20 protein-coding genes are annotated in these 22,179 nt (G+C 61.9%); 8 read left to right on the forward strand and 12 right to left on the reverse strand.

The genetic code is table 11. The annotated features are described in order from the left end of the window. Positions 1-207: 207 nt before the first annotated feature. The 6 genes from M1D88_RS00570 to M1D88_RS00595 form a co-directional block, all read right to left on the reverse strand. The gene (locus M1D88_RS00570) at positions 208-1,965 is read right to left on the reverse strand and encodes a glycoside hydrolase family 35 protein (RefSeq protein ID WP_458112693.1); all 1,758 of its coding nucleotides are present in this window, start codon (positions 1,963-1,965) and stop codon (positions 208-210) included. 20 nt (positions 1,966-1,985) lie between these two features. After that, positions 1,986-3,932, reverse strand: a complete 1,947-nt coding sequence (locus tag M1D88_RS00575) for a DUF2264 domain-containing protein (RefSeq protein WP_458112694.1) — start codon at positions 3,930-3,932, stop codon at positions 1,986-1,988. Beyond that, positions 3,929-5,191 carry an ROK family protein gene (locus M1D88_RS00580; RefSeq protein WP_458112695.1) on the reverse strand — a complete coding sequence of 421 codons (1,263 nt, stop codon included), beginning with the start codon at positions 5,189-5,191 and terminating at the stop codon, positions 3,929-3,931. Before M1D88_RS00580 ends, M1D88_RS00575 begins: the two co-directional genes overlap by 4 nt. A gap of 68 nt (positions 5,192-5,259) precedes the next feature. Continuing rightward, positions 5,260-6,114: a carbohydrate ABC transporter permease gene (locus M1D88_RS00585; protein WP_247041417.1), complete on the reverse strand. Its 855-nt coding sequence runs from the start codon at positions 6,112-6,114 to the stop codon at positions 5,260-5,262. Then, positions 6,114-7,088 (reverse strand): carbohydrate ABC transporter permease, encoded by a 975-nt coding sequence (locus tag M1D88_RS00590; RefSeq protein WP_458112696.1) that lies wholly within the window; start codon positions 7,086-7,088, stop codon positions 6,114-6,116. The genes M1D88_RS00585 and M1D88_RS00590 overlap by 1 nt, the downstream gene beginning before the upstream one ends. 11 nt (positions 7,089-7,099) lie before the next feature. Next, a complete protein-coding gene (locus M1D88_RS00595; protein WP_458112697.1) occupies positions 7,100-8,404 on the reverse strand; it encodes an ABC transporter substrate-binding protein in 1,305 nt (434 codons plus the stop codon). A gap of 206 nt (positions 8,405-8,610) precedes the next feature. Between M1D88_RS00595 and M1D88_RS00600 the strand changes: the two genes are divergently transcribed. Then, the gene (locus M1D88_RS00600) at positions 8,611-8,934 is read left to right on the forward strand and encodes a hypothetical protein (RefSeq protein WP_458112698.1); all 324 of its coding nucleotides are present in this window, start codon (positions 8,611-8,613) and stop codon (positions 8,932-8,934) included. Between the two features lie 39 nt (positions 8,935-8,973). Beyond that, on the forward strand, positions 8,974-10,341 hold the full coding sequence (locus M1D88_RS00605; RefSeq protein WP_458112699.1) for an aminotransferase class III-fold pyridoxal phosphate-dependent enzyme: 1,368 nt from the start codon (positions 8,974-8,976) through the stop codon (positions 10,339-10,341). 34 nt (positions 10,342-10,375) lie between these two features. Here M1D88_RS00605 and M1D88_RS00610 read toward each other — a convergent pair whose 3' ends face one another. Next, entirely contained in the window at positions 10,376-11,188 is an 813-nt protein-coding gene (locus M1D88_RS00610) for an SGNH/GDSL hydrolase family protein (protein ID WP_458112700.1), read from the reverse strand. Between the two features lie 93 nt (positions 11,189-11,281). Continuing rightward, the gene (locus tag M1D88_RS00615; RefSeq protein WP_458112701.1) at positions 11,282-12,130 is read right to left on the reverse strand and encodes a phosphotransferase; all 849 of its coding nucleotides are present in this window, start codon (positions 12,128-12,130) and stop codon (positions 11,282-11,284) included. 713 nt (positions 12,131-12,843) lie between these two features. On the opposite strand from M1D88_RS00615, the gene M1D88_RS00620 reads away from it, so the two are divergent. Further along, the gene (locus tag M1D88_RS00620; protein ID WP_458112702.1) at positions 12,844-13,404 is read left to right on the forward strand and encodes a hypothetical protein; all 561 of its coding nucleotides are present in this window, start codon (positions 12,844-12,846) and stop codon (positions 13,402-13,404) included. 76 nt (positions 13,405-13,480) lie between these two features. After that, entirely contained in the window at positions 13,481-14,800 is a 1,320-nt protein-coding gene (locus tag M1D88_RS00625; protein WP_458112703.1) for a ParM/StbA family protein, read from the forward strand. Between the two features lie 97 nt (positions 14,801-14,897). Here the strand turns inward: M1D88_RS00625 and M1D88_RS00630 are convergent, their stop codons facing one another. Further along, positions 14,898-15,395 (reverse strand): DUF2199 domain-containing protein, encoded by a 498-nt coding sequence (locus M1D88_RS00630; protein ID WP_458112704.1) that lies wholly within the window; start codon positions 15,393-15,395, stop codon positions 14,898-14,900. 139 nt (positions 15,396-15,534) lie between these two features. Here M1D88_RS00630 and M1D88_RS00635 point away from each other — a divergent pair, with 139 nt between their 5' ends. Next, the gene (locus M1D88_RS00635; RefSeq protein WP_458112705.1) at positions 15,535-16,374 is read left to right on the forward strand and encodes an alpha/beta fold hydrolase; all 840 of its coding nucleotides are present in this window, start codon (positions 15,535-15,537) and stop codon (positions 16,372-16,374) included. Between the two features lie 110 nt (positions 16,375-16,484). On the opposite strand, the gene M1D88_RS00640 is transcribed toward M1D88_RS00635, so the two are convergent. Then, the gene (locus M1D88_RS00640) at positions 16,485-17,834 is read right to left on the reverse strand and encodes an MFS transporter (RefSeq protein WP_458112706.1); all 1,350 of its coding nucleotides are present in this window, start codon (positions 17,832-17,834) and stop codon (positions 16,485-16,487) included. A 168-nt stretch (positions 17,835-18,002) separates the two neighbouring features. On the opposite strand from M1D88_RS00640, the gene M1D88_RS00645 reads away from it, so the two are divergent. The 3 genes from M1D88_RS00645 to M1D88_RS00655 all read left to right on the forward strand — a co-directional run bounded on the left by M1D88_RS00645 (position 18,003) and on the right by M1D88_RS00655 (position 19,486). Then, positions 18,003-18,260, forward strand: coding sequence for a GNAT family N-acetyltransferase (locus M1D88_RS00645; protein WP_458112707.1), 258 nt, complete (start codon positions 18,003-18,005; stop codon positions 18,258-18,260). A gap of 60 nt (positions 18,261-18,320) precedes the next feature. After that, positions 18,321-18,839 carry a GNAT family N-acetyltransferase gene (locus M1D88_RS00650; RefSeq protein ID WP_458112708.1) on the forward strand — a complete coding sequence of 173 codons (519 nt, stop codon included), beginning with the start codon at positions 18,321-18,323 and terminating at the stop codon, positions 18,837-18,839. A gap of 140 nt (positions 18,840-18,979) precedes the next feature. Then, positions 18,980-19,486: an Lrp/AsnC family transcriptional regulator gene (locus tag M1D88_RS00655; RefSeq protein ID WP_458112709.1), complete on the forward strand. Its 507-nt coding sequence runs from the start codon at positions 18,980-18,982 to the stop codon at positions 19,484-19,486. Here the strand turns inward: M1D88_RS00655 and M1D88_RS00660 are convergent. Next, positions 19,476-20,879 carry an aldehyde dehydrogenase family protein gene (locus M1D88_RS00660; RefSeq protein WP_458112710.1) on the reverse strand — a complete coding sequence of 468 codons (1,404 nt, stop codon included), beginning with the start codon at positions 20,877-20,879 and terminating at the stop codon, positions 19,476-19,478. The genes M1D88_RS00655 and M1D88_RS00660 overlap by 11 nt on opposite strands. After that, a complete protein-coding gene (locus M1D88_RS00665) occupies positions 20,872-21,942 on the reverse strand; it encodes a homoserine dehydrogenase (RefSeq protein ID WP_458112711.1) in 1,071 nt (356 codons plus the stop codon). Before M1D88_RS00665 ends, M1D88_RS00660 begins: the two co-directional genes overlap by 8 nt. Positions 21,943-22,179: the final 237 nt, after the last annotated feature.

A 22,179-nucleotide genomic window follows, 5' to 3' on the forward strand; every position in this document is an offset into this window, starting at 1 on the left:
AATCGGAAATGGACATCAGCCTCGCCTCGATATAACGGTTTGACGTCAGGTTCCGTTTTCGTTGCCAGGACGGTGCCCCGCGTGTAGTCGAGCCTACGATCGGCCTCCGTAAAGTGTCACGCGTAGCCGGTACTTGTTCTTCTACCTGTCAGAGAGGCCTGTACTTGCTCCACGTCATACGCCGACGCGTCACCACTAGGGGCGGGCTTATTTTTCGTCCGGGCCCAGGTCCGGGGCGGTAACGAACTGCACCTTCCCTGTGGCGCTTCCGTGCAGTTCGAGGATGGCCAGCTCATTGCGCCCGGGGTGGATCAGCGGTGCCGGGATGTACAGCGTCCGTTGTGGCCCCCGACTCCAGTAGCGGCCAAGGTTGAAGCCGTTGATGAACGCGTTTCCCTTCGTCCAGCCGTCCAGCCGGAGGTACCGGTCTTCGGGGCCATCAGCGTCAAAGTCCGCAAAGGAAACGGACGGGCCCGCGACACCCGCGTCCGCTAACCTACCCACTGGCACAGCCGCCGCCCGCAGGGAACCAACCTCGGTGAAATCCAAAGGCCGGATTTCCCACTCCAGCAGCTCCACGCCGTCGAGCGTTACAGGGGCGATCAGGCCCTTGACCTCACCGATCCGCTTGCCGTAATTGACGCGCCCCTGGTCCTCCACGAGCACCTGAAGCAGACCCCCGGCGGGCAGACTGATGGCGCGCTCGCCGTGGTCCCGGCTGAGCACACCAACAGACCGTCCATCCAGGAACACCTGCGCACGGTCCCGCACTTCGGCCACGGAAAGTACGCCACCACGAGTCACCGCTGCCGTGTACACGGAGAACCCGCGGTAGTGTTCGGCGTCTTCAGTGGTCGGAGCCGGGCCGTCAACCGAAAGAGGCGAGCCGAGCATCTCCAAGACGTCCAGCAAGGCCATCGAGTCCGTCACTGAAACGGAACTGGCCGCAGCACCAGCACGCACAGCCGGAATCTCCTCCGGCACCGGGAAGTGTTTGGCGATGACATCCCGGAACGCGAAGTACTTGGCGGTGGGAAAACCGTCCTCGCTCAGCGGGGCGTCATAGTCGTACGACGTGATGGTGGGCTCGTAGATGCCTTTGTCGTTGGAGCCGTTGGTGAAGCCGAAGTTGGTCCCCCCATGGAACATGTAGATGTTGACGGACGCCCCGGAAGCCAGGAGTGTGTCCAGCTCGGCGGCGGCAGCAGCGGCGTCGGTCCGGTGGTGGTGCGTGCCCCAATTGTCGAACCATCCGTTCCAGAACTCCGCGCACATGAGCGGGCCGGTGGGCTGGTGCTTCCGCAGGGTGGCCAGACGCTCCGACGCCCGGGAACCGAACGTTGCCGTCTTCAGGAGCTCCGGAAGCGACCCGTCCTCGATCATGGTTCCCGCAGGCTGGTCACAACTGAACAGCGGAACGTCCAGGCCCCCGCCTTTCACCAGATCCACCAGGTGCTGAAGATAGGCCTTGTCGTTGCCATAAGCCCCGTACTCATTTTCGATCTGCAGCATGATCACGGGGCCGCCACGGGAAATCTGCCGGTCGACGACGGCAGGGAGCAAGGCCCTGAAGAAGGCGTCGACGGCGGCAAGGTAGCCGGGCTCGCTGGTCCGGATTCCCACCGTGGGGTCGCGGAAAAGCCAGGCCGGCAGCCCGCCGTTGTCCCACTCGGCGCAAATGAACGGGCCGGGCCGGACGATGGCCTTCATACCCTCGGCCGCCACCAGGTCCAGGAAGCGGCCCAGATCCAGCTGCCCCTCGGTCAGGAACTCGCCGGGCCGGGGAGAATGCTCGTTCCAGGGAACGTAGGTCTCCACGGTGTTCAGGCCCATGAGCCGCGCTTTATGGATGCGGTCTGCCCAGAGATCGGGGTGCACCCGGAAGTAGTGGATGGCGCCGGAGAGCACCCGGAACGGTTCGCCGTCGAGCAGGAAGTCCTGCGCGCCAACAGCAAAAGTAGACATGTTCATTCCTTTTAGAAGTTTTAGGGTGCCAGGAGATCGGCAAATTCATGGAGTGGGACTACGGTGCCGTCACCGAACTCAAGGCGGGCGAGTTCAAGGCGGGCGCCGTCGTCGTCCGTTCCGCTTTGCCAAACACAGCGAACGGCATCAGTCAGGGTCCCGTCGCCGCCAAAGGCGACCACGGCTGCGTAGAGTCCGTCGACCGCCGGACCAACAGTTCCCAGCCAGGGAATCCGGAGTCCGTCGCCCATAGGTTGCGGTGTATCCCGCACAAACGTTCCGGTTTCGAGCTCCGCGTCCACTGGAGCCGCGAAGCCTGGCAGGGGACGGACAACGCTAGTCAGGTCCGACGACGGCGCGAGCGGCCAGCCGCCCATCATCAGCTTTGCTGGGGAAGAGGCAGCAGTACCACGCAGCCGTACGATCCTTACCTCCGCGGCTCGGCAGAAAACTGACACCACAGTTACTTCGGGGCCGGCCGTAACCTCCCCACGGAACCCGCTGCCATGGTCCCGTCCGGGATCCGCAGGCGGAGTAATCCAGTTGGCGTTCCAGCTCGAGGCGCCAATGAGGGCCACCCCGGAGTCACGCGTGCCCAGGGCTTCAAACCCCGTACGGTGCGTCAGCCGGCCCGTCGCATCCGCCAGGACGACGGCGTTGTCCGGAGATTCGGAGGAGAGGTCCGGGAAGCTGTGGGTGGAGTAACCAAGGCGGGCATAGAGGGCGGAGTCGGTGGTGGCATCCCCCTGATTGGCGTGATCGGTGCCGTGGTTGGCGGCGCGGACCACCCCGTCCGCCACCGTACCGCTGACGTTCCAGCCCGGTGCCGCGATAATCCGGTGCGTGTTTCCGGCCTCCACGGGCAAGGGTTCCTCGACGGCGTTCCACACCTGGTGATTTGCCGGGAGGGCCAGGCCCATCATTCCCTTGGACGCCCAGTACGGTGAGCCTGCCCCCGAGTAGCTCTGCTTCATGCCGGGGTATTCGCCATGCCAGCCGACTGACAGAAGGCCGTTGGAATCGATCCCACCGTTGCGGACAAAGTAATCCAGCATCCCGGAGGCCGCACGCCGGCTCAGCCCTGGAGCAAGCCCGGTGTTTCCGGCCAGCTCTCCTGCCCAAAAGGGTGCTGCAGCGGCGAAGCGGTAAATCAGGCTGCGCCCCTGGATGAGCGGGGCACCGTTGGCGCCTACCAGGTGGGCGGCGTCGTCGAGGAATTGAACAAGGCGCTCAGCATCCATGGCCTTGCGGGCAATCACGCGCGGATCATCGGGCGCCATCAGCGCCCACACCTGCGGGTAGACCTGGAACGCCCAGCCTACGTAATGGTCGTAGGCGCGTTCGGGGCCGTCCGCGAACCAGCCCCCGCCCTTGTACAGGGAGTCATGGATGGCAAGGCCAGCGTCGATGTCCTCCTGAGAGGAACGGCCGCCGACACTGGAAAGGAAGGTCTCCACCACGATCTGGAACCAGACCCAGTTGATGGGCGGGTAATCTCCGCCGATCACCGTTTCGAACCAGGCGATCGTCTGTTCCTGGACCCGCTGCGGAAGCTTGTCCCAAAGGTGTTCCCTGGTGAGGGCAAGCCCTACGGCCAGGGAAGCGGCCTCCACCTTGGCCTGCCCCAGCTCGTCAGGCCTTGGCCACCGTTCAGGGGAGGCCGGGTCAGTTCCGGCGTCGAACCCGGCGGCATACCAGTCAGCGAGCCAAGCCGCGTTCTCGGGATCCCCGGCGATGCGGAAAGACGCCAGGAGGAAAGTCCGGGCGAACGCTTCCAGCGAATCGCTGGAACGTCCGAAGGCGCTCGCAGGCCCGGGGAGGTAGATGTTCGCATGGCTTTCCGAGGCGTGCTGATGGACTGAGCGGAGGAGAAAGTCGGCGTAGCCTGCCCAGTGTTCACGGGTGAGGCCGGTGTGGGGGGAGAGCTCATAGTCCCGCTCGGGCAGGTCCAGGAAAGGGCGGTTCATGCGCCAGCAACCTCCGGCGATCGTTTGCGGGATGCCATCAACCTGTTGGTGGGCCCGCGGCTGGGCAACCCCACCTGCTCCAGGAATCCCTCGAGGGCAAAAGTGGCCATGCCCAGGGTGACTGAGTTTCCAGGCACCGTGGACAGTTCCACGCGGACGGCAGCCCCTGCACTAGGGAGCACCTCATTCGGCAGGTGTTTTGCGGTGACCTTGAGCAGTTCGGGACCAAGGACTTTGGCGGTCCATCCCAGGACACTCACGTGGTCCGGATTGATGAAGTTGATCAGGTTTCCCAAGGCGGCGGCGAAGTAACGGCCCGTCACCTCCAGCAGTTCGATGCAGTCAGGATCTCCCTCGGCCAGGCCCTTGGCGACGTCGGACACAAACTCCCGCTGGCGGTCCCCGGTCAGCAGGTCATGGGAAGCATTGACCTCAGCCATGGTCATCTGGAGCCCGGGCACACCGAGGTACGCCTCCACACAGCCATGGCGTCCGCAACGGCACAGCCGTCCGCCAAAGATCAGGGTTGTGTGGCCCCATTCGCCGGCTGTGTTGCTGGTTCCCCGAACCAGATCACCGCCGACGGCGAGACCCGCGCCTACGCCCGTGCCCAGGTTCACCGTTGCCACGTTGTCCACCAGGCGTCCCGCACCAAACCACAATTCAGCGATGGCGATAGCGCGGAGGGGATTGTCGACGTCGACCGGCAGTCCGATCGCTTCCGAAAGAAGCGACTGGATCCGGACCTCATGCCAATCCCAGTTGGGGGCAAATACGGAGACGCCGCGCTGGGGATCAACCTGGCCCGGGAGGCTGACGCCCACCCGCAGAATTCCTTCCCGGGGAATGCCTGCCGCTGCCGCCGCCTGCTCAACGAGGCCTGCGACCCGCCTGGCCAGCGACGAGGGGTCGTTCTCGTCGATGGGCAGGTCACTCTCGGCCTGGCCGATGACGTCGAGGGCCAGATCGTAAATATCCACATGGATGTACGTTTCCGCGATGTCCACCCCCACCAGGGCGCCGCGGTCTGGCGAAATCCTGAGCCTTGTTACAGGCCGTCCGCCTCCGGAATCCTCCCGGCCCGCCTCCACCAAAACGCCGACGTCGACAAGCTCGCCGACGATGTTGGCGATGGTGGCGAAACTGAGCCCCGTGGCGGCCGCCAGTTCCTGCCGGGTGGCGGTGTGGAGGGAATACAGCCCGCGCAGCAAGGCGAAGCGGCTCTCATTCCGGATGTCCTTGGACGTTCTCTTTTTCATGTCCTGTTTCTGCGTTCGGATGAGGCCAGAGCCTCCCGCGGGCGGGATTCCGGAGGTGCTGTCCATGACTACTTAACGCCTGCACTGCCCGTTGAGATATTCATTTCATACATGTACTTCTGACCAAAGTAGTAAATGATGATCATCGGCAGCGACAGGAACACGGTTCCCACCATCACTAGGTTCCAGGGTGGGGTCTGAAGCTCCTGGCTGGTACTGGTGAGTAACTGCACGCCGAGGGCCAACGGCATTTTGGTGTCCTCATTGAGGTAGATCAGCGGACCCATGAAATCGCCCCAGGTCCAGGTGAGCGTGAAGATGGCGATGGCGATCAGAACCGGCATCATCATTGGCAGGACGATCCGTCGGAAGATGCCGAAGTATCCCAGGCCATCCACCATCGCGGCCTCGTCCATTTCCACTGGCAGCCTCGAAACGAACTGCCGGATGAGGAAGATGTTGTAGGCGTTGCCGAAGAAGTTGGGGATGATCAGCGGCAGGAACGTGTTGATCCAGCCGAGCTCCTTGAACAGGATGAACTGCGGAATCATGGTGATCTGGGCGGGGATCATCATGGTGGCGAGCATGATCATAAAGGTGATGTTCTTGCCTTTCGCCCGGAGCCGGGCGAAGGCATAGCCCACCAGGGCCGAGGAGAAAACCTGCCCGACGGCGGACAACACCGAGATGATCACCGAGTTCACCACAAAGTTCCCCACCGGCTGCTGCGTCTGGAAAATCCGCACGAAGTTCTCCCACCGGAACTCGGTGGGGAACAACGAGAACGCCCCGGTGCCCACCGTCTGGTCGCTGCTGAGGGCGATGGAAACCACAAAGACCAGGGGAGCGAAGAACACCGCGGAAGCAACCATCAGCCCCGCGTAGGTAAAGGCGGTGCTCTGGTACACCTTGAGCTCAGCCATCAGTTCTTGACCTCCGTCTCGTAGAAAACCCATTTGCGCGACGTCGAGAAAGCGAGAATCGTCAGGGCCATGACCATCAGGAACAGCAGCCACGAGATGGCTGACGCGTACCCCATGTGGTAGTTCCGGAATGCCTCGGTGAAGAGCAGTGGAACCAGCATCTGGCTGGCGTTGTCCGGTCCGCCCTGAGTCAGGATGTACACCTGGGCGAAGACCTGGAACGCGCCGATGATCCCCATGATCAGGTTGAAGAAGATGATGGGAGTCAGCTGCGGGAACGTGATGCTCCAGAACTGCCTGAGCGATGACGCGCCGTCGATTTCCGCAGCCTCGTAGAACTCCTGGGGGATGCCCTTCATCCCGGCGAGCAGCAGAACCGTTGCCCCGCCGGCCTGCCATAGGGAGAGCAGGATGATGGCCGGCTTGACCCACTCTGAATCGAAGAGCCACGCCGGGCCATCCACCCCGAACATCGCGAGGACCCGGTTGAGGGGCCCTGCGTCCGGAGCCAGGATCATCTGGAAGATCAGGGCAACGGCAACAATCGGCACCAGGTGCGGCAAGTAGACCAGTGTGCGGAAGATCTTCCGCGCCTTCATCTTCTTGTTCAGCAACGCGGCGAGCCACAGGGCGATGCCCATGCCGAGCGGCACCGAGAAGAACGCGAAGTAGAGGGTGTTCCAGAGCGCCTTGTGGAAGACGGTGTCCTCGGTGATGAGCTTCACGTAGTTCCCGAAACCCACCCAGGTGGGGTCCGTGAAGGAGTCCCAGTCGGTGAAGGAGAGGTAGACGGAGGCCAGCATGGGGCCAAGGAGGAAGACCACAAAACCGAAGATCCACGGCGATATGAAAAGCCAGAAGAACCGGGCTTCCTTGCGCCTCATTTTGCTGGGACGGGGCTTGACTGGTATCCCGGTGACTGCCGGCTCCGGCGGGCGGGCCGGAGCCGGGTTCTTTTGCTGCAGGGTGGTCATGGCGGTCCGGATTAGGCCTGGGTCTTGACGATGGAACCGAGGCGCTTCTGGAGATCCGCGGCAGTGGCTGCGGCGTCGCTCTTACCGAGCCAGAAGTCTGCGGTGGCGTCGGTGATCGCCTTCTGCATTTCGTTCCACTCAGGGATGAACGGCGGCTTGAAGATCGACGGCGTCGACTCCGGGAACACTTCCATGTTCACGTCAGCCTTCAGCCAGGAAGGCTTAAGGAATTCGGGGCTGTTCTGCAGGTCCTGGCGGGCGGGAACGTCCTGGCCAAGGTCCAGGATTGGCTTCTGGCCTTCAGCGGAGGTCATGAACTCAATGATCTTGAAGGCATCTGCGGGGTTCTTGCTGCTGCGGGAGATCGCCAGTCCTGAGCCGAAGGCGGAAATGGCTTTCTCTTTGCCATGCCAGATCTGCGCAACGTCCCAGCTGATCTTGTCCTGCTTGGCGAGGCTGCCGATGTTCCAGAAGCCGGTACTGTTCATCATCACTTTGCCGGAAGCGAACGCAGCGTCCCCGCCTACTCCGGCACCCATGTTGGCGTAGTCAACCTTGGACGGGACCACCTTGTGCTTGTAAATCAGGTCCTGGCAGAACTGCAGGGCTTCAATGACCTCCGGTGTGTCCACAGTGGGACGTCCGCTATCCGGGTCGATGATCTTGCCGCCGTTCTGGTAGGCAAAGGACATCCAGATGGGCCACCATTCGGTTCCGCCGTAGCCGTAGACTCCGTCGCCCGTCAGCTCCTTCGCGGTGGAGAGGAGATCGTCCCAGGTCCAGTCGCCGGTGGGAATGGCCAGGCCCTTCTTTTCGAACTCACCTCTGTTGTAGTAGAGGATCATTGCGCCGGCGCGGTCAGGGACAGCGTAGGTCTTGTCCTTGTACTTCCAGTTTTCGGCCACGGCACCGAAGGTCGCATTCAGGTCCAGCTTGGAGGAGGAGATGTACTCATCAAGGGCAAGGAGCTGGTTCTTGGAGCTGTAGGCATTCGCGTCCTCGGCCACCTGCATGATGTCCGGGCCCGTGCCGCCGGAGATCATGGTTTGGACCTTTTGGGCGTAGTCCTTGTTGGGGATGATCTGAAGCGTGATCTTGTAGTCCGGGAACTTCGCCTTCGCCAGGTCGAGGCGGGTCTGGTAGGCAGCCTTGTCCGGATCCCCGCCCCACACAGTCATCACGAAGTTCTTGGCCCCGCCCGAGGCAGTACTGGAACCGCTTGAGCCGCAGGCGGTGAGGGTGATGACACCGAGGGTGGTGGCGCCAAGGCCGGCCAGCACATTGCGGCGGGACACGTTGGTTTCAAGAAGCTTCATTGCTTTCCCTTCGTAAAGTCCAAGCTCTGCGGTTTATTTTGCGGAGCAACGGGCTTACGCTATGGCTTATTCTAACCCTTGTCAATAGTCCCTTACGGCTGCTTGGAGGCACGGAATGGGCACCGGGTGTAGCTTTTTAATAGGTCCTCGTGACCCGTAGGGGAGGGCCGCTCTGAGTGGATGACGCTCTCGAGAAGGGACCAATCATGGACAGCGAAAACAGGGGCACAACGTCACCACGTGACGTGCCGGAGGCGGATCTCGTCGAACAGCAGCTGCCGGCTTTGCCGGACGAATCCCAGGAGCCGGCCGAAAAAAGTACGTCACCGCAGATTCCGTCCGAGGCTCCCGAAGCCGACTATCTGGAGCAGCATGTTTCAGCTGTACCGGGTCATGAGGGGAGAAGGCCGGAGCATGCGTTTGAGGCGGCAGCTGGGGCCTCGGAAGCGGACCTGGCCGAACAGGCTCTCAGTGTTCCCATTGACGAGGAAGAGTATCCCTTTGGTGCTGCCGGCGACGACGTAGAGTGAGTGACTGGAGCGTTCCACGCCGTCCTTGAGGAGACAACCATGACTGCAACCACCGAACAGCAGATACCCGAGGAAGAACTTGCGGCCGGACGGCGTGCCTACGAGCTCGACCGCAAGCACGTTTTCCACTCGTGGTCAGCCCAGGAGACCCTCACTCCCATGACGGTCACGCGAGCCGCAGGTTCCTACGTCTGGGACGGGGACGGCAACCGGCTTCTCGACTTCTCTTCACAGCTGGTCAACACCAACATCGGCCACCAGCATCCGAAAGTCGTGGCCGCGATCCAGGAGCAGGCAGGCAAGCTCTGCACCGTTGCCCCCCAGTTCGTGAACGAGGCCCGTTCGGAAGCAGCACGGCTCATCGCCGAGCTGACCCCGGGGGAGCTCAACAGGATTTTCTTCACGAACGGCGGGGCGGACGCCGTCGAACATGCCATTCGCATGGCGAGGCTGCACACCGGGAAGTACAAAGTGCTCTCTGCCTACCGTTCCTATCATGGTGGAACAGCCCTTGCCGTAAACGTGACCGGCGACCCCCGCCGCATCCCCAATGACTACGGCAACGCCGGGACGGTCCATTTCCATGCGCCGTTCCTCTACCGCACGCAGTTCCATTCGTCGACGCCGGAGGAAGAAACGCAGCGCGCACTGGAGCATCTGGAGACAATGATCCAGCTTGAAGGGCCGACGACTATCGCGGCAGTCATTCTTGAATCGATCCCCGGGACGGCCGGGATCATGGTGCCGCCGCCGGGCTACCTGCAGGGCGTCCGGGAACTGGCCACCAAATACGGCATCATCTACATCGCAGACGAAGTGATGTGCGGTTTCGGACGTTCAGGAAAATGGTTCGCGATCGACCATTTTGACGTGGTTCCTGACCTCTTGACGTTCGCGAAGGGTGTGAACTCGGGCTACGTCCCGCTGGGCGGCGTAGCCATTTCCCCGGAGATAGTGGCCACTTTCGGGCAGCGGGCGTACCCTGGCGGATTGACATATTCTGGCCACCCACTTGCTACGGCGGCGGCTGTGGCCACAATCAACGCCATGAGGGATGAAGGCATCGTCGAGAATGCGGCGAAATTGGGGGCCCACGTCTTCGGCCCGGGACTTGCCGCGCTGCAGGAGAAGCACCAGTCAGTAGGCGAGGTGCGTGGTACCGGTGCCTTCTGGGCCATTGAACTCGTCAAGGACCTCCAGACCCGCGAGCCGCTGGCGCCCTACGGCGCCTCAAGCCCTGAAATGAACGAACTTATTGCAGCCTGCCGGACGCGCGGACTGCTCCCGTTCGCCAACTTCAACCGCATCCACGTTGTCCCGCCGCTGAACATTTCGGCGGAGGACGCCAACAGGGGACTCTCCATTTTGGATGAGGTCCTTGAGATCGCGGACGCAAAAGTGTCCTGATCCTGCCTCTGGCGCAACCGGGTCAGGCAAGGGTTCAGGAGCCGCCGCTCGATGAGGTGTGCTCCGGCATCGCGGTGCCGAAGACGGGACCGGGTTCAGGCCGTTTAGCGGCCCGCTCCTCGTAGGTCCGGTGGCGCAGGCGTCGGAGAATCCACGGTGCGAGGTATTCCCGTGCCCACACGAGGTCCTCCGTCCTGGCTCCACGCCAAGAGCTCTTGGGAAGCGGCTTGGGCTCCAGGGGTTCGAGGGAATGCGGAACGTTCAGAGTATCCAGGACCATGGCGGCAATCGTATGGTGGCCCAGCGGGGAGAAGTGCAGGCGGTCAGGATCCCACATGCTGTGATCCCTCAACTGCCGCAGGGCCCACAGGTCTACGATGATACTGTCGTGGCGCACAGCAATGGCCCGCAAATGCTCGTTGAAGATCGCAATCTTTCCACGAACCAGTCCGAATACAGGGGTTGCGCCCCAATCAGGGCCGGTGAACAGCACCACCGTCGCACCAGTCGCGCTCAGCTTGCCCACCGCTTCGTCAAGTTTCTCCGCCAGGCGGTCCGGGTCGCTTGCGCGGAAGACGAGATCGTTCCCGCCCCCGGAGAGAGTGACCAGGTCCGGATTCAGGGCCAACGCCGGTTCCAACTGCTCGTCGATGATCTGCTGAAGGAGCCGCCCTCTTACCGCGAGGTTTGCGTAGGCGAAATCAGGGTGGTCAACACTAAGTTCCTCTGCGACACGGTCGGCCCAGCCTCTAAGGCCGCCGGGGCTTTCCGGTTCCGGGTCTCCGACTCCTTCCGTGAAAGAGTCTCCCAAGGCAACGAACCGGCTCCAAGGATGTGGATGAACCATGGGAACCCCTTTGCGGCCGTACCTAATTTCATTGACCGTCCGAACCGGGAAAAAGTCAAGGGATTGGTCTTTTCCGGCTGGGCTTCTCGTGGCTTAGCCGTCAATCAGGGAACTGAGCAAACGTTCGCTGTGGGCATCCAGCCAGAGCGCACGGCGCTCGATAAGGCCGCCGACGCCGTCATCCCACATCCGCTTCCATCCGCCTCCCAGGATCCGGGCGTTATGTTCCATCCGCTCGTATGACAACCTGACGGCGTCGATCCCCATGGCGGGAACCCGCCGTCGTTCTTCAGCCGTCCAGCCGTAGGCGTCGGCGAAAATCCGGAGGCGGCGGAAGGGATCAGTTCCTTCCCAGCCGGGCCATGCGTCTGCGGGGTCGCGGAGCGGCACCCAGTGCATGGCTGTATTGAAGGCGTCCTTGAGAGCAAAGCTGGGGCCGGCGAGATCGAAATCCACCAGGCCAACGGCCACACCCTTGCGCACCACGATGTTCTGGGGTGTGACATCCAAGTGGCAGACGAGTTCCGCCGGATCCTGCCTGACAGGGCGAGGCGGGAAGGGATGCGCATCGGGGACAAATCCCTTTGAGGCTTCGTGAAGGCTGCGGGTCAGTCGGCCCACCGAAGCCAGCAGCTGCTCCGATTGGACCCACCTTTCGGGTTCCGCCCCGGCGCATTGCCCCTGAAGGAAGGTCAGGACGTCCCGGCCCTCGGCGTCCCTGCCCAGGAACCGTGGAGCGCCGTCAAAGCCGGCATCCTCCAGCCAGTCCAGGTAGTCAGCCACGGCAAAGCTTTGCAGCTGATGGGGGCGGCGGATAGTGGCGCCCACCCGCACCACACCTTCGGTGACATCGCCCGCCGGCATAGGCTCGACGTCGGACTGCTCGCCTGGCGCCGTCACATAGAGGCGCTCCTCAACCGGCACCCGGCTCTCAGTGTTCACTGCGCCAGCGTACGCCAGTGTGAGGGGCGCCGTGGGAAAACGACCGTTGTCTACTGGAGTAGGAGGCCGTCGCAGCAGCCAACGTCGAGAACACGCCCGCCTGCGGCCGTGACGCGTGCGACCAGCTCACCATGAAAGGCAGTGTTCTAATTCCAGTAGTTTTCCACTCAATTAGGGCATTGGCTCAAAATGAATGCCACGGCGACCAGAAGGACGTGCTAATGGAGGGTTCAGGATTTCAGGGGAGGGTCGCTCTGCCGCGACATGTTTGGTAAATCCTAGCGATTCAGCAAGGCTTGCCGGGCTCATTCCTTCGTCGTGGGCTCGAATGACAGCTTCGATGAGGAGCTGGTCAACCGCCTCCCTGAGGGCCCTGAGGTCACGAATAGCAGCTTCGGTCTCCGGTAACTGGAGGTTAATCTGGTGCCACCGAAATTCTTGGGCGTGGCGGCTGGCTTTTCGTTCTGCGCTCATGTGGACAACATTAGTTCTACGGGCAGATACCAACAAAAAAGAAACCGCTGCGCCGAGGTGCAAGGATCAGTTGCAGTGACGGGTAAGTTGCACCATAAATTGCGGGCTAAGGTTGGGTTGTTCCTGACCAGAATTGACCGGGACACGGGTCATATGTGGGTTAATAGCCGCGAACTTGGGGTTTAGCCAGAGTCTCGTCATGAACTTTTGTTAAACGGAGAAAGAGAGGGGGAGGGTCCATGGCCAATCTTCAGAGCAAAGTGGCAGCACCAAAAGCGAAGGCCGCTGCTAAGAAAACGGCAAAAACTTCTGCTGTAACAACTGTGAAACCGCCGCCGCAGCGATTCCGCTTGAGCGTCCCCGCAGCCGATGAGGCTGTGCTGGAGTGGATGAATTTGCAGGACAACCCATCACTGTCTATTCGGATGCTGATCCGTGAGAGCATCGAGCGCCTTGGCTACGTCGATGTCGTTAACCGGCCAGTTTCGCAGCTTCCCACGCGGGAGCGTCCTGTTGGTCCCGAAGAGGAATCGACACGGACACAGCGGAATGCAGAAACGGCAGCGGCGCCGGCTGCGTTGGTTGAGCAGGTGGCGACACCTGCCGCTTCTGAGGATCCGGATCTCAGCCAGCAGACAAAGACCGAACCCGAGATCCTCGGCATCGCCCTGGCAGCCCCGACACTGGTTCAGAAGCCTGCACCACAACAGGACGACATCAAAACTTCCTCCTCGACCAGCCGTGAAGCGGAGCAGCCTTCTGCCGTTGAAGTCAACGACATTTTCTCGATGCTGCGCTAACCCGTAACAACTCCCAGCACTTTCTCTTGTATGGCAACCCAGTAACTACAAAACACTCCACGAAGGGATCACATTCATGACCATTTCGATCAATCTCACCGGTGGCATCGACGTTGGCAACGGCTATGTCAAAGGCCTCATCCGCGGCGCCGGTGCATCAGGTGCCGCCAAGGTGGACGAGATCGACCTGCCAAGCGGCGTGTCAACGATCACCCGCCCGAACGCTCTGCCGACCCCAAACAATGAAGCCCCAGCGAAGATGGAAGGCAACTTCTACAATGAGCTGGATGTCAGCTTCATCTCCCCTCTGGTCAGCAATCATCACCGCAGGCTCTTCGGCCTGCGTGCCCTGAGCGCCCAAGGTGCCTTTGATGAGTTCGACGTGGTGGGCCGTCGCAGCAAGGCCCAGCAGGAGCTGAGCAAGGTTCTGGTCATGGGTGCTTTCGCCGCCAAGGCCCTGCGTGACTACGTGCGTCAGCACGGCGGATTGCCGCCGGCTATCGAAACCATAAGTGTGGAGGCCCGGGTAGCACTTGCGCTGCCGATCAACGAGTACATCTCACACCGCACTAGCTACGCAGCTGAATTCACGAGCGGCACGCATACGGTTACCGTGCATAACTTCGAGACCCCGGTCACCGTGAAGCTTGAATTCGTGGATGTGCAAGTGATCCCCGAGGGTGCGTCGGCTCAGTATGCGATCACTGCCAAGGGTGAGCCGTTGATGGACGCCATGCTCGCTGATGTCCGCCGCAGAGGCCTGTCACTGGTGGGCATCACATCTGCTGACGTGCTTGCAGCCGAGCACACTGTCGGCATCGATGTCGGTGAAGGGACAGTGAATTTTCCGGTCTTCACCGCCGGAGAGTTCAACGCCGACGCCTCGACCACGCACAACCGAGGTTACGGTTCGGTCCTTAACGACGCGCTCAAGGCGATGGAGGACCAGGGCTTCTCGCATGGCTTCACTTCCCGCAAGCAGTTGGCCGAGTACCTGCAGGCCGGAGCGTCGCCGTTGAAGCGTAACTTCTACGACAAGGTCGCTCAGTTCGTCGATGAAGAGATGCGGTTCTTTGCCAAGGAAGTTACCGAGCGGTTCGGCCGCGTTCTGGCCGTCGTTGGTGCGACCACGGAGGTCGCGTATGTCTTCGGCGGCGGGGCAGGTCCGGTGAAGCCACATCTGTACCCGGCACTTCTGGCCAAGGCCACCGAGATGAACTCGGTGGACTCGTTCCCCACTCTGTACCTGGATTCCTCCTACTCGCGAAACCTGAACCGTGAGGGTCTCTACATTGCCGCCCAGGCCGTGGAAGAACGAGCCGGCGCCGCACCGGCTGCCAATGGTAAGCGCAGTGCCCGTTCAGGCGAGAAGAAGCTCGCCGAGGCTGCTGTTTAGGTATTTTGCGGGCTCCGTCCGGCATCCCGGGTATGTTCCCCGGGATGCCGGTTACTGGTTCCCCGTCCACGAATGCTGGAAGTCGCTTAAACCCGCGCTAGGGAAGCGACGCAAGGATGCTGTGGGGCCAGGATTTCGTCAGCACTTCTTCAAGCTCCATGTTCGAGCTGCTCACGCAATAGGGTGTGTGATCTACGTTTCTCACAGCAAGATCTACGGGAGAAGCGAGAAGGCCCCACGGTTCGATCCTGTTGGCTAAGTAGCCGGTCAGTGTCAGATCCTTGTATTCCGGCTCCAACCAAACGGAAGCAGCCCTCTGCGCATCGTCCGGATGCACAGACACCCATACACCGAACCGCACACTGTGGCCTTCGGCAAGGGACACCGGCAAGAGTGCCCGGACAAAGGCGCCCATCTCGGGGATCTGCATCATTATTGAAGTATTCGGGTCCTTATGGCTGAGCCACGCTCCTTCGACTCGATGTTGTTCAGGAGTGTGGAGGACTGGGTCCGGGAGTTGGAAACGGACATCGCGGTCATGCTCGGAAATGCGGCGGCCGCACGTGCCGCATTTCCGCCAAGATAATTTCCCCAAGATTCTCCTTCAGCCGTCTGTCGAGTTTAGCCCGCCTACGCCATTCCCCCTCGATGACCTCCGCCGCGGTCATACCTCCCCGCCCCTTCGTTCCCAAGTCTCCCGGGTCAATAACGACCGAGTCTGCAACCATGGACGAGTGATACTTGACCGAACATTCAAGTGGCGCGGCCGTGAGATCGCCTGGGGGACAACCGGGGACGGCCCGCCGCTCGTTTTCTGCCACGGCACACCCTGGTCCTCGGCATTGTGGGTTCCATTCGCCCATGCCCTCGCTCGTGACTTCACCGTCTACCTCTGGGACATGCCAGGTTACGGAGCATCCTCGAAGGCACCTGACCATGAGGTCGACCTCGGCGTGCAGGGGAGTGCCTTCTCATCACTTCTGACGCATTGGGAGCTGGACCGGCCACATGTCGTCGCCCACGACTACGGCGGTGCCGTGTCACTTCGGGCACATCTCCTCCACGGGCACGCTTTCGCATCATTGTGCCTGGTGGACCTCGTCGCACTCCGGCCCTGGGGATCGCCCTTCTTCACCTTGGTCAAGGAGAACTCTGACGTCTTCGCGCAACTCCCAGCAGCCATTCATCGAGGAGCACTGGACTCCTACATCGCTGGCGCGAGCCACAGCGGACTACGTCCTGACGATGCCGAGTTGCTTGCCGCTCCATGGACAGACGATGAGGGCAAAGCCGCCTTCTACCGGCAGATCGCCCAAGCCGATCAGCGCTACACGGACGAACTCGAACCACACCTGGCCTCCGTCAACGCTCCCACCCACATCATTTGGGGAGAAGACGACACCTGGATCCCGGCCGACCGGGCGGGCCGTCTGCAAGCCGCCATCCCCGGAAGTACGCTGACCATGGTCCCCGGAGCCGGACACCTCATACAGCTCGACGCACCCATCGCGCTCATGGCAGACCTCCAACGCTGGCTATCAGCACAGAACGGTCACCCAGCGGGGCAACGTTAGGCGGGACCGCCGTCGACACCGGAAAAGTTTCCTGGACATGGACCGGTTGAGTCTGGAGCTGCTTTAGGGACAACGCTGGGACGCTGCTGGAGACACAGCGCTCATCCCGGTTAACTCAGCTGGCCGTCGAGGAGCTGAGCGCGTCCACTGCGCATTTTCGACGTCAACATTACGGCCAACACGAAGGCGGCAATAGCCACAGCAACAAGGTTAAGTCCCTGATAGCCGATCCAACTCATGACCAGGCCGGAGAAACCGCCGCCAACAGCTCCGGCAGCACCCATCAGCATGTCCGAGACGCCTTGGACCAGAACCCGGTGATCGAGACTTACACTTTCCGCCAGCATCGTGGAACCGGCGATGGTCGCGGCAGACCAGCCTAGTCCCAAGAGCACCAAGCCTGTTGTGACGTTGATGGCCTCTCCGGCGCCAAACCCTGCACAGCACGCCGCTGCGAGGATCAGTCCGTGCCCGAAGACGATTGTCGGAACCATGCCAAAACGATCAGTGAGCCATCCCATCACAGGAGACAGCGCATACATTCCTGCGATGTGCAGAGAAATGGTGAAGCCGATCAGCACAAAGACGTCTGTGCTGGCCGTGTGGACGTGACCTGAACTCTGGGAAGCAAGTGGTCCTTCGCTGAGCAGTTGCAGATGCAGCGGTGTCATGGACATGACGGCGACCATGCAGGCGTGCGCTGCAACGATGGCCAGCAACGCCATACCAGCCCGTGGCGATGATCGGATGGCTGCCAGACCCCTGCGAAGCGAGCCCCGACGGGGACCCCGTGTCGCTGTATCCGCCACTCCGTCCGCTGCCTGTCTGATGGCCAGGGCGTGGAGCAGTGGATCCGGGCGGAGGCCGATGAGGAGCAGGACGGCCGCCAACGCGAGTCCCGCTGCCGAGAAAACAAAGGGTCCAACGATGCCTGGCAGGCCCATCGCCTCCCCCACTACAGCGCCAGGCTTGATCAGATTGGGGCCGGCCACCGCACCGGCGGTGACAGCCCAGACGACAATGGCAAGGGAACGTCCCCGGTGCTCGGGTTCCGCCAGGTCAACCGCAGCAAATCTGGCCTGAAGGTTTGCAGCGGTGGCAAGTCCCAGGAGGGCGGCTCCGGCCAGGAGTATGGGAAAGAACCCTGATACCGTTGCCACGATTACCAGAATTGCCCCCAGCATTCCGCACAGCACACCAGATACCAGCCCAACCCGACGGCCGCGTCGTTCGGCGAGGCCCGCCAGCGGCATGGCGGCAATCGCAGCCGCCAGGGTAGTAATGGTGGTGACTGAACCTGCCCAGGCGTTAGAACCGGAGAGCTGGACGGCGAGGAGGGAGCCCACGGACAGGCTTGCGCCACTGCCTATCCCGCTGAGCAGCTGGGCCAGGCTAAGAATTAAGACTGTACGGCGCTGGACCCGGTGGGGGTTCAGCGCCGTAGCGGTATCGGAAGTCACGTTTCGAGCATAGCCAACGGATTACAGGGCTCTAACAGATGCTTGTGCCAGATGCCAGCGAATTACCGCCAAATCCATCTGAGCGCGTCAGGGAGCAATGCGCCTGCATGGTTCGGGCTGTGGCCGCCGTCGCCAAGGACCAGCCGGAGATCGTTGATAGGCATTGCAATGTCAGGGCCCTCCCTCGACGACGCCGAGGGGCTACAGCAGTTGCACCTCCTCTACACCTATGCCGCCTTCCATGGTTCGGGGGTGGGTGCGGCGCTCCTCAACGCAGTCATCGAGTGCTCAGCACCCGCTGAACTATGGGTCGCCGACCCTAACCCACGCGCCCAAGCCTTCTACCGAAGGAATGGATTTGTCATCGACGGGACGGTGAAAACCGAAGACGGCGTGCGGTCGATTCGGATGGTCCGGACGACCTAAGCAGAGAACTACCTGGTTGTGGATACGTCCTTTCATGCAGTGATCTACGGATAGACGTTAGTGTCTCTTGTCATGGAACTTCGCCGGCTCACACTTCAGGACGTGCATGAGGCAGCGCGAGCTCATGAAGAACTCGCCCGCGAAGGCTTTGAATTTCTCCATGGTTATGAGCCAGGCATGGACTGGGCCGACTTTCTGGAAAGCAAGGAACGGCTTCTTCACGGCGTCGATCTGTCCGAGAATCATGTTCCGGAAACGTTTCTGGTTGCGGTGGCGGGAGGCGAGCTGGTGGGCCGGGTCTCGATACGCCATCACCTCAATCCTTCACTGCGCTTGGTAGGGGGTCACATTGGATACTCGGTACGCCCAAGATTCCGGAGGAACGGCTTTGCAGGGCAGATCCTGGACCTGGCATTGATCGAAGCCCGGAACCTTGGGATCCGTGAGGCGCTGCTCATCTGCGATGCCGACAACGTTGCCTCCCGGCGCGTGATCGAAAGCCACGGTGGCGTTCCGGAAGCACTTCTCGGCCAAGAAAGCGAGACAAAGTTCAAATTGCGGTACTGGATAACCACCTGAACCGCAGCGACGTCTCAACAGCCAGACGACGTCGGTACGTAGCGCTGCAGGGACTATCCTTTACTCGGGTGCCCCAAGCGGACCTGGTCCGTTGATGTTCGTCCGGCCCCAGCGGCGTCGGCCGGTTGCGAAAGGCAAGTGTGGAGCAATACACGATCGACCACATCGATGAGGCGATCATCGCCGAGCTGACAAAAAATGCCAGGATTTCCCACGCTGAACTTGCCCAGCGTGTCCTTTTGTCCCGCAACGCCGTCAGGCAGCGGATCAGCCGCCTGGAGCGCCGCGGGCACATCCAGGGGTACACGGTGGTTGCCGGAGCGCCCGGCCAGCACGTGGTTTCGGCCATGCTGCTGGTGTATCGCAAAGACCGGATGCGGGGTGCCGACGTCCTCGCGGCTCTTCGCACCATTCCCGAAGTGGTGCTGTGCGACGTCCTCAGCGGCGACTTCGACCTGCTGGTTCGCCTTGAGGCGCGGTCGCTGGACAGGATCCAGGTCATCTGGGAGCAGATCGCCAGCCTTCCCGGGGTCAATGACACCGTGACGGCACTGACGCTTTCCACTGTGATCCGCCGTCCCGGCGCCGGCCAACCCGAAACAGGCCAGCCCAGCGCCGGAACCGCCGCTCCGCCCGTCAGTTCCTGATGCACACCACCTTGGGCTGCGTCATTTCCTCGTAGGCAAACCGCACGCCTTCCCGGCCCATGCTCCCGTATTTGGAGCCGCCGAACGGCATGCCGTCAAACCTGTAGTCGGAGGAGTCGTTGATCATCACGCCGCCGGCCTCCAAGCGCCGCGCCGCCTCCATTGCCGAAGCCAGGGAGTTGGTGAAAATACCTGCATGCAGGCTGAATTCGATCGCGTTGGCCAGTTCCAATGCTTCGTCCAGGGAATCGAACGGTTGGAGCATCACCACGGGCGCAAAAACCTCCTCCTGCCAGAGCCGGGCATCCAGCGGGACCTGTTCCAGGACGGTGGGCTCCAATACATTGCCCTCCGCGCGGTTGCCTATCAGGAGTACGGCGCCGGCAGCAACGGCGTCGTCGACCTTCAACTGGACCTGATGCAAGGCGTCTTGGGTAATCATGGGCCCGACATCGGTGGCTTCCTCGAGCGGGTTGCCGGTCACAAGGACGCTGGTGGCGGCGAGGAAGCTGCTGCGGAATTCCTCATAAACGGGCCGCTGGACGAGGATCCGCTGGACCCCCACGCAGTTCTGGCCGGCCGCCCAGAAAGCCCCTGAAACGCAGGCGTCGACGGCATCCTGGACGTTGGCATCAGCCAGCACCAGATTGGGAGCGTTTCCGCCCAGGTCCATGGACAGCTTTTTCAGCCCGGCCTCCCGCGCAATGGCCTCCCCTGTGGAGAACCCGCCGGTGAAGGACACCATCCGTACATCCCGTGATCGGACGACGGCGGCAACCACCTCCCGTCCTCCGTTCACCACTGTGATTACCTCCGGCGGCAGGCCTGCTTCGATGAGGGCGTCGACGAGGAGTTGGGCGGAGAGTGGAGTCAAAGCTGACGGCTTCAGGATCACTGAATTACCGCCTGCAATGGCTGGACCGATCTTGTGGGCCACGAGGTTCAGCGGATCGTTGAAGGGCGTAATGGCGGCGATGATTCCCAGCGGCTCCCTGCTGAACCAGCCGGTGCGGTTCTCCGAGCCCGCATAGGAATCGAACGGAATGACCTCGCCGGCGTTGCTTTTTGCCTCCGCGGCTGAGAGCTGAAGGGTGTTGACGGCACGCACCACTTCCTTGCGGGCCTGGCGGATAGTTTTGCCGGCTTCGGCAACGATGGTGCGGGCGAATTCTTCACTGCGAAGCTCAATCGCTGCAGCGGCACCGGCCAGAATGGCTGCCCGGGCTGCGCGGGAGAGACCGCCTGCCAGCTTGGCGCCGCGACGGGCCTTCTCCAGAACGGCCTCTACCCCGGTCGCCGGGGTGACGCTCACGCTTCCTACTGTTCCGCCGTCGAACGGACTGGTGACAGTGAGGTATCCGACGGGAAGGCGTTGAGCCACGGCGCTACGCATTTGCCACGACCTTGGACGATGAAGCCTGGGTGGTCATCCCCGCGTGCATGGCAATGATGTCCGAGAGCAGGGCATAGGCGGTTTCCACCCGGCCGGCGCCGGGGCCGGAGACGGTGACCTGCCCTAGGAGATCGGTGGTGAAGGCAACCGCGTTGGTGGCCCCTGAAACCCCGGCCAGGCCGTGATCCAGAGGCAAGGCAACGGGCGCGACGCCGGCTGTCACCGAGCCGTCAGCGTTACGGCGGGCGGAGCCCACCAGTTTCCAGCGCTTTCCGTCCAGTGAGGCCTGGCGGACGTCCTGGACCGTCACGGAGGAGATTCCCTGGCGGACGATATCGCGGAGTTCCAGGCCGGCGTCGAGGAGCTCGTTGGCCAGTATCAGCACTTTGAGCTGCACGTCGAAGCCCTCGATGTCGGCGCTCGGGTTGGCTTCGGCGTAACCCAGATCCTGGGCTTCCCGGACGGCTTCCTGCAGGCCGAGCCCCGCTTCCATACGGCCCAGGACGTAGTTGCTGGTCCCGTTCATGATGCCTTCGAACCCGCCAAGGCGCAGCCCGCTGAACATTTGTTTGGCCAGCCGGATGACGGGAGTCCCGCTCATGACGGAACCCTCGAACTCGAAGTGCACTCCCTGCCGGCGTGCCAACTCAGACAGTTCGCGGCCCCGCAGCGCCACCGGTCCCTTGTTGGTGGTGCACACGTGCTTGCCCGCTTCCAAAGCCCAGCGCACGTGCGAAACGGCGGGTTCGCCGTCGTCGGGGTTTGTGAAAGTGGCCTCGACGACGATGTCCGCCGAGCAGGTCTTGATGACCCCCTCATTATCGGGCACTGCGGAGCCACCATGCTGGGCGAACGACGCCCCGACACCGGTGAGCCCCAGCGCAACGGCGAGGTCGATACCTTCAGGCTGCACCAGCGAACCCAGCCGGAGATCGGTGATGGCAACAATTCTCAAACCGAAGCCCAGTTCGGCTTCGAGGGAGTCGCCACGGGTGTGGATCAGCTCGGCCAGGGTCCGGTTTACGCCGCCAAAGCCGATCAAAGCAAGGTCATAGGTGGTCATGATGGTCCTTCGTCAGGAGGGGTTGGTCCTTCCATGCTCGCCCCACTTCGTGTCAGCCGAACCATGTCTTTCTGCACCGGCCACATGTCAGATCGACCACGCTCTGCGCACTTTGGCCGCACCTTACATGAGCCAAACGTGCAATATATGCATATTTGGATGTTTTTAATGACTGTTTCTCGTGATCTGTGTTACTTTCATCACCTCTGGAAGTGCGGAGTCGGAGATTCCCTCACT

The organism is Arthrobacter sp. R1-13, from assembly GCF_054161475.1.

Excerpts from the sequence above, each read along its gene's own strand:
- M1D88_RS00570 (WP_458112693.1), bottom strand. The coding sequence starts at position 1,965 with ATGTCTACTTTTGCTGTTGGCGCGCAGGACTTCCTGCTCGACGGCGAA.
- M1D88_RS00575 (WP_458112694.1), bottom strand. The coding sequence starts at position 3,932 with ATGAACCGCCCTTTCCTGGACCTGCCCGAGCGGGACTATGAGCTCTCC.
- M1D88_RS00580 (WP_458112695.1), bottom strand. The coding sequence starts at position 5,191 with ATGAAAAAGAGAACGTCCAAGGACATCCGGAATGAGAGCCGCTTCGCC.
- M1D88_RS00585 (WP_247041417.1), bottom strand. The coding sequence starts at position 6,114 with ATGGCTGAGCTCAAGGTGTACCAGAGCACCGCCTTTACCTACGCGGGG.
- M1D88_RS00590 (WP_458112696.1), bottom strand. The coding sequence starts at position 7,088 with ATGACCACCCTGCAGCAAAAGAACCCGGCTCCGGCCCGCCCGCCGGAG.
- M1D88_RS00595 (WP_458112697.1), bottom strand. The coding sequence starts at position 8,404 with ATGAAGCTTCTTGAAACCAACGTGTCCCGCCGCAATGTGCTGGCCGGC.
- M1D88_RS00600 (WP_458112698.1), top strand. The coding sequence starts at position 8,611 with ATGGACAGCGAAAACAGGGGCACAACGTCACCACGTGACGTGCCGGAG.
- M1D88_RS00605 (WP_458112699.1), top strand. The coding sequence starts at position 8,974 with ATGACTGCAACCACCGAACAGCAGATACCCGAGGAAGAACTTGCGGCC.
- M1D88_RS00610 (WP_458112700.1), bottom strand. The coding sequence starts at position 11,188 with ATGGTTCATCCACATCCTTGGAGCCGGTTCGTTGCCTTGGGAGACTCT.
- M1D88_RS00620 (WP_458112702.1), top strand. The coding sequence starts at position 12,844 with ATGGCCAATCTTCAGAGCAAAGTGGCAGCACCAAAAGCGAAGGCCGCT.
- M1D88_RS00625 (WP_458112703.1), top strand. The coding sequence starts at position 13,481 with ATGACCATTTCGATCAATCTCACCGGTGGCATCGACGTTGGCAACGGC.
- M1D88_RS00645 (WP_458112707.1), top strand. The coding sequence starts at position 18,003 with ATGTCAGGGCCCTCCCTCGACGACGCCGAGGGGCTACAGCAGTTGCAC.
- M1D88_RS00660 (WP_458112710.1), bottom strand. The coding sequence starts at position 20,879 with ATGCGTAGCGCCGTGGCTCAACGCCTTCCCGTCGGATACCTCACTGTC.
- M1D88_RS00665 (WP_458112711.1), bottom strand. The coding sequence starts at position 21,942 with ATGACCACCTATGACCTTGCTTTGATCGGCTTTGGCGGCGTAAACCGG.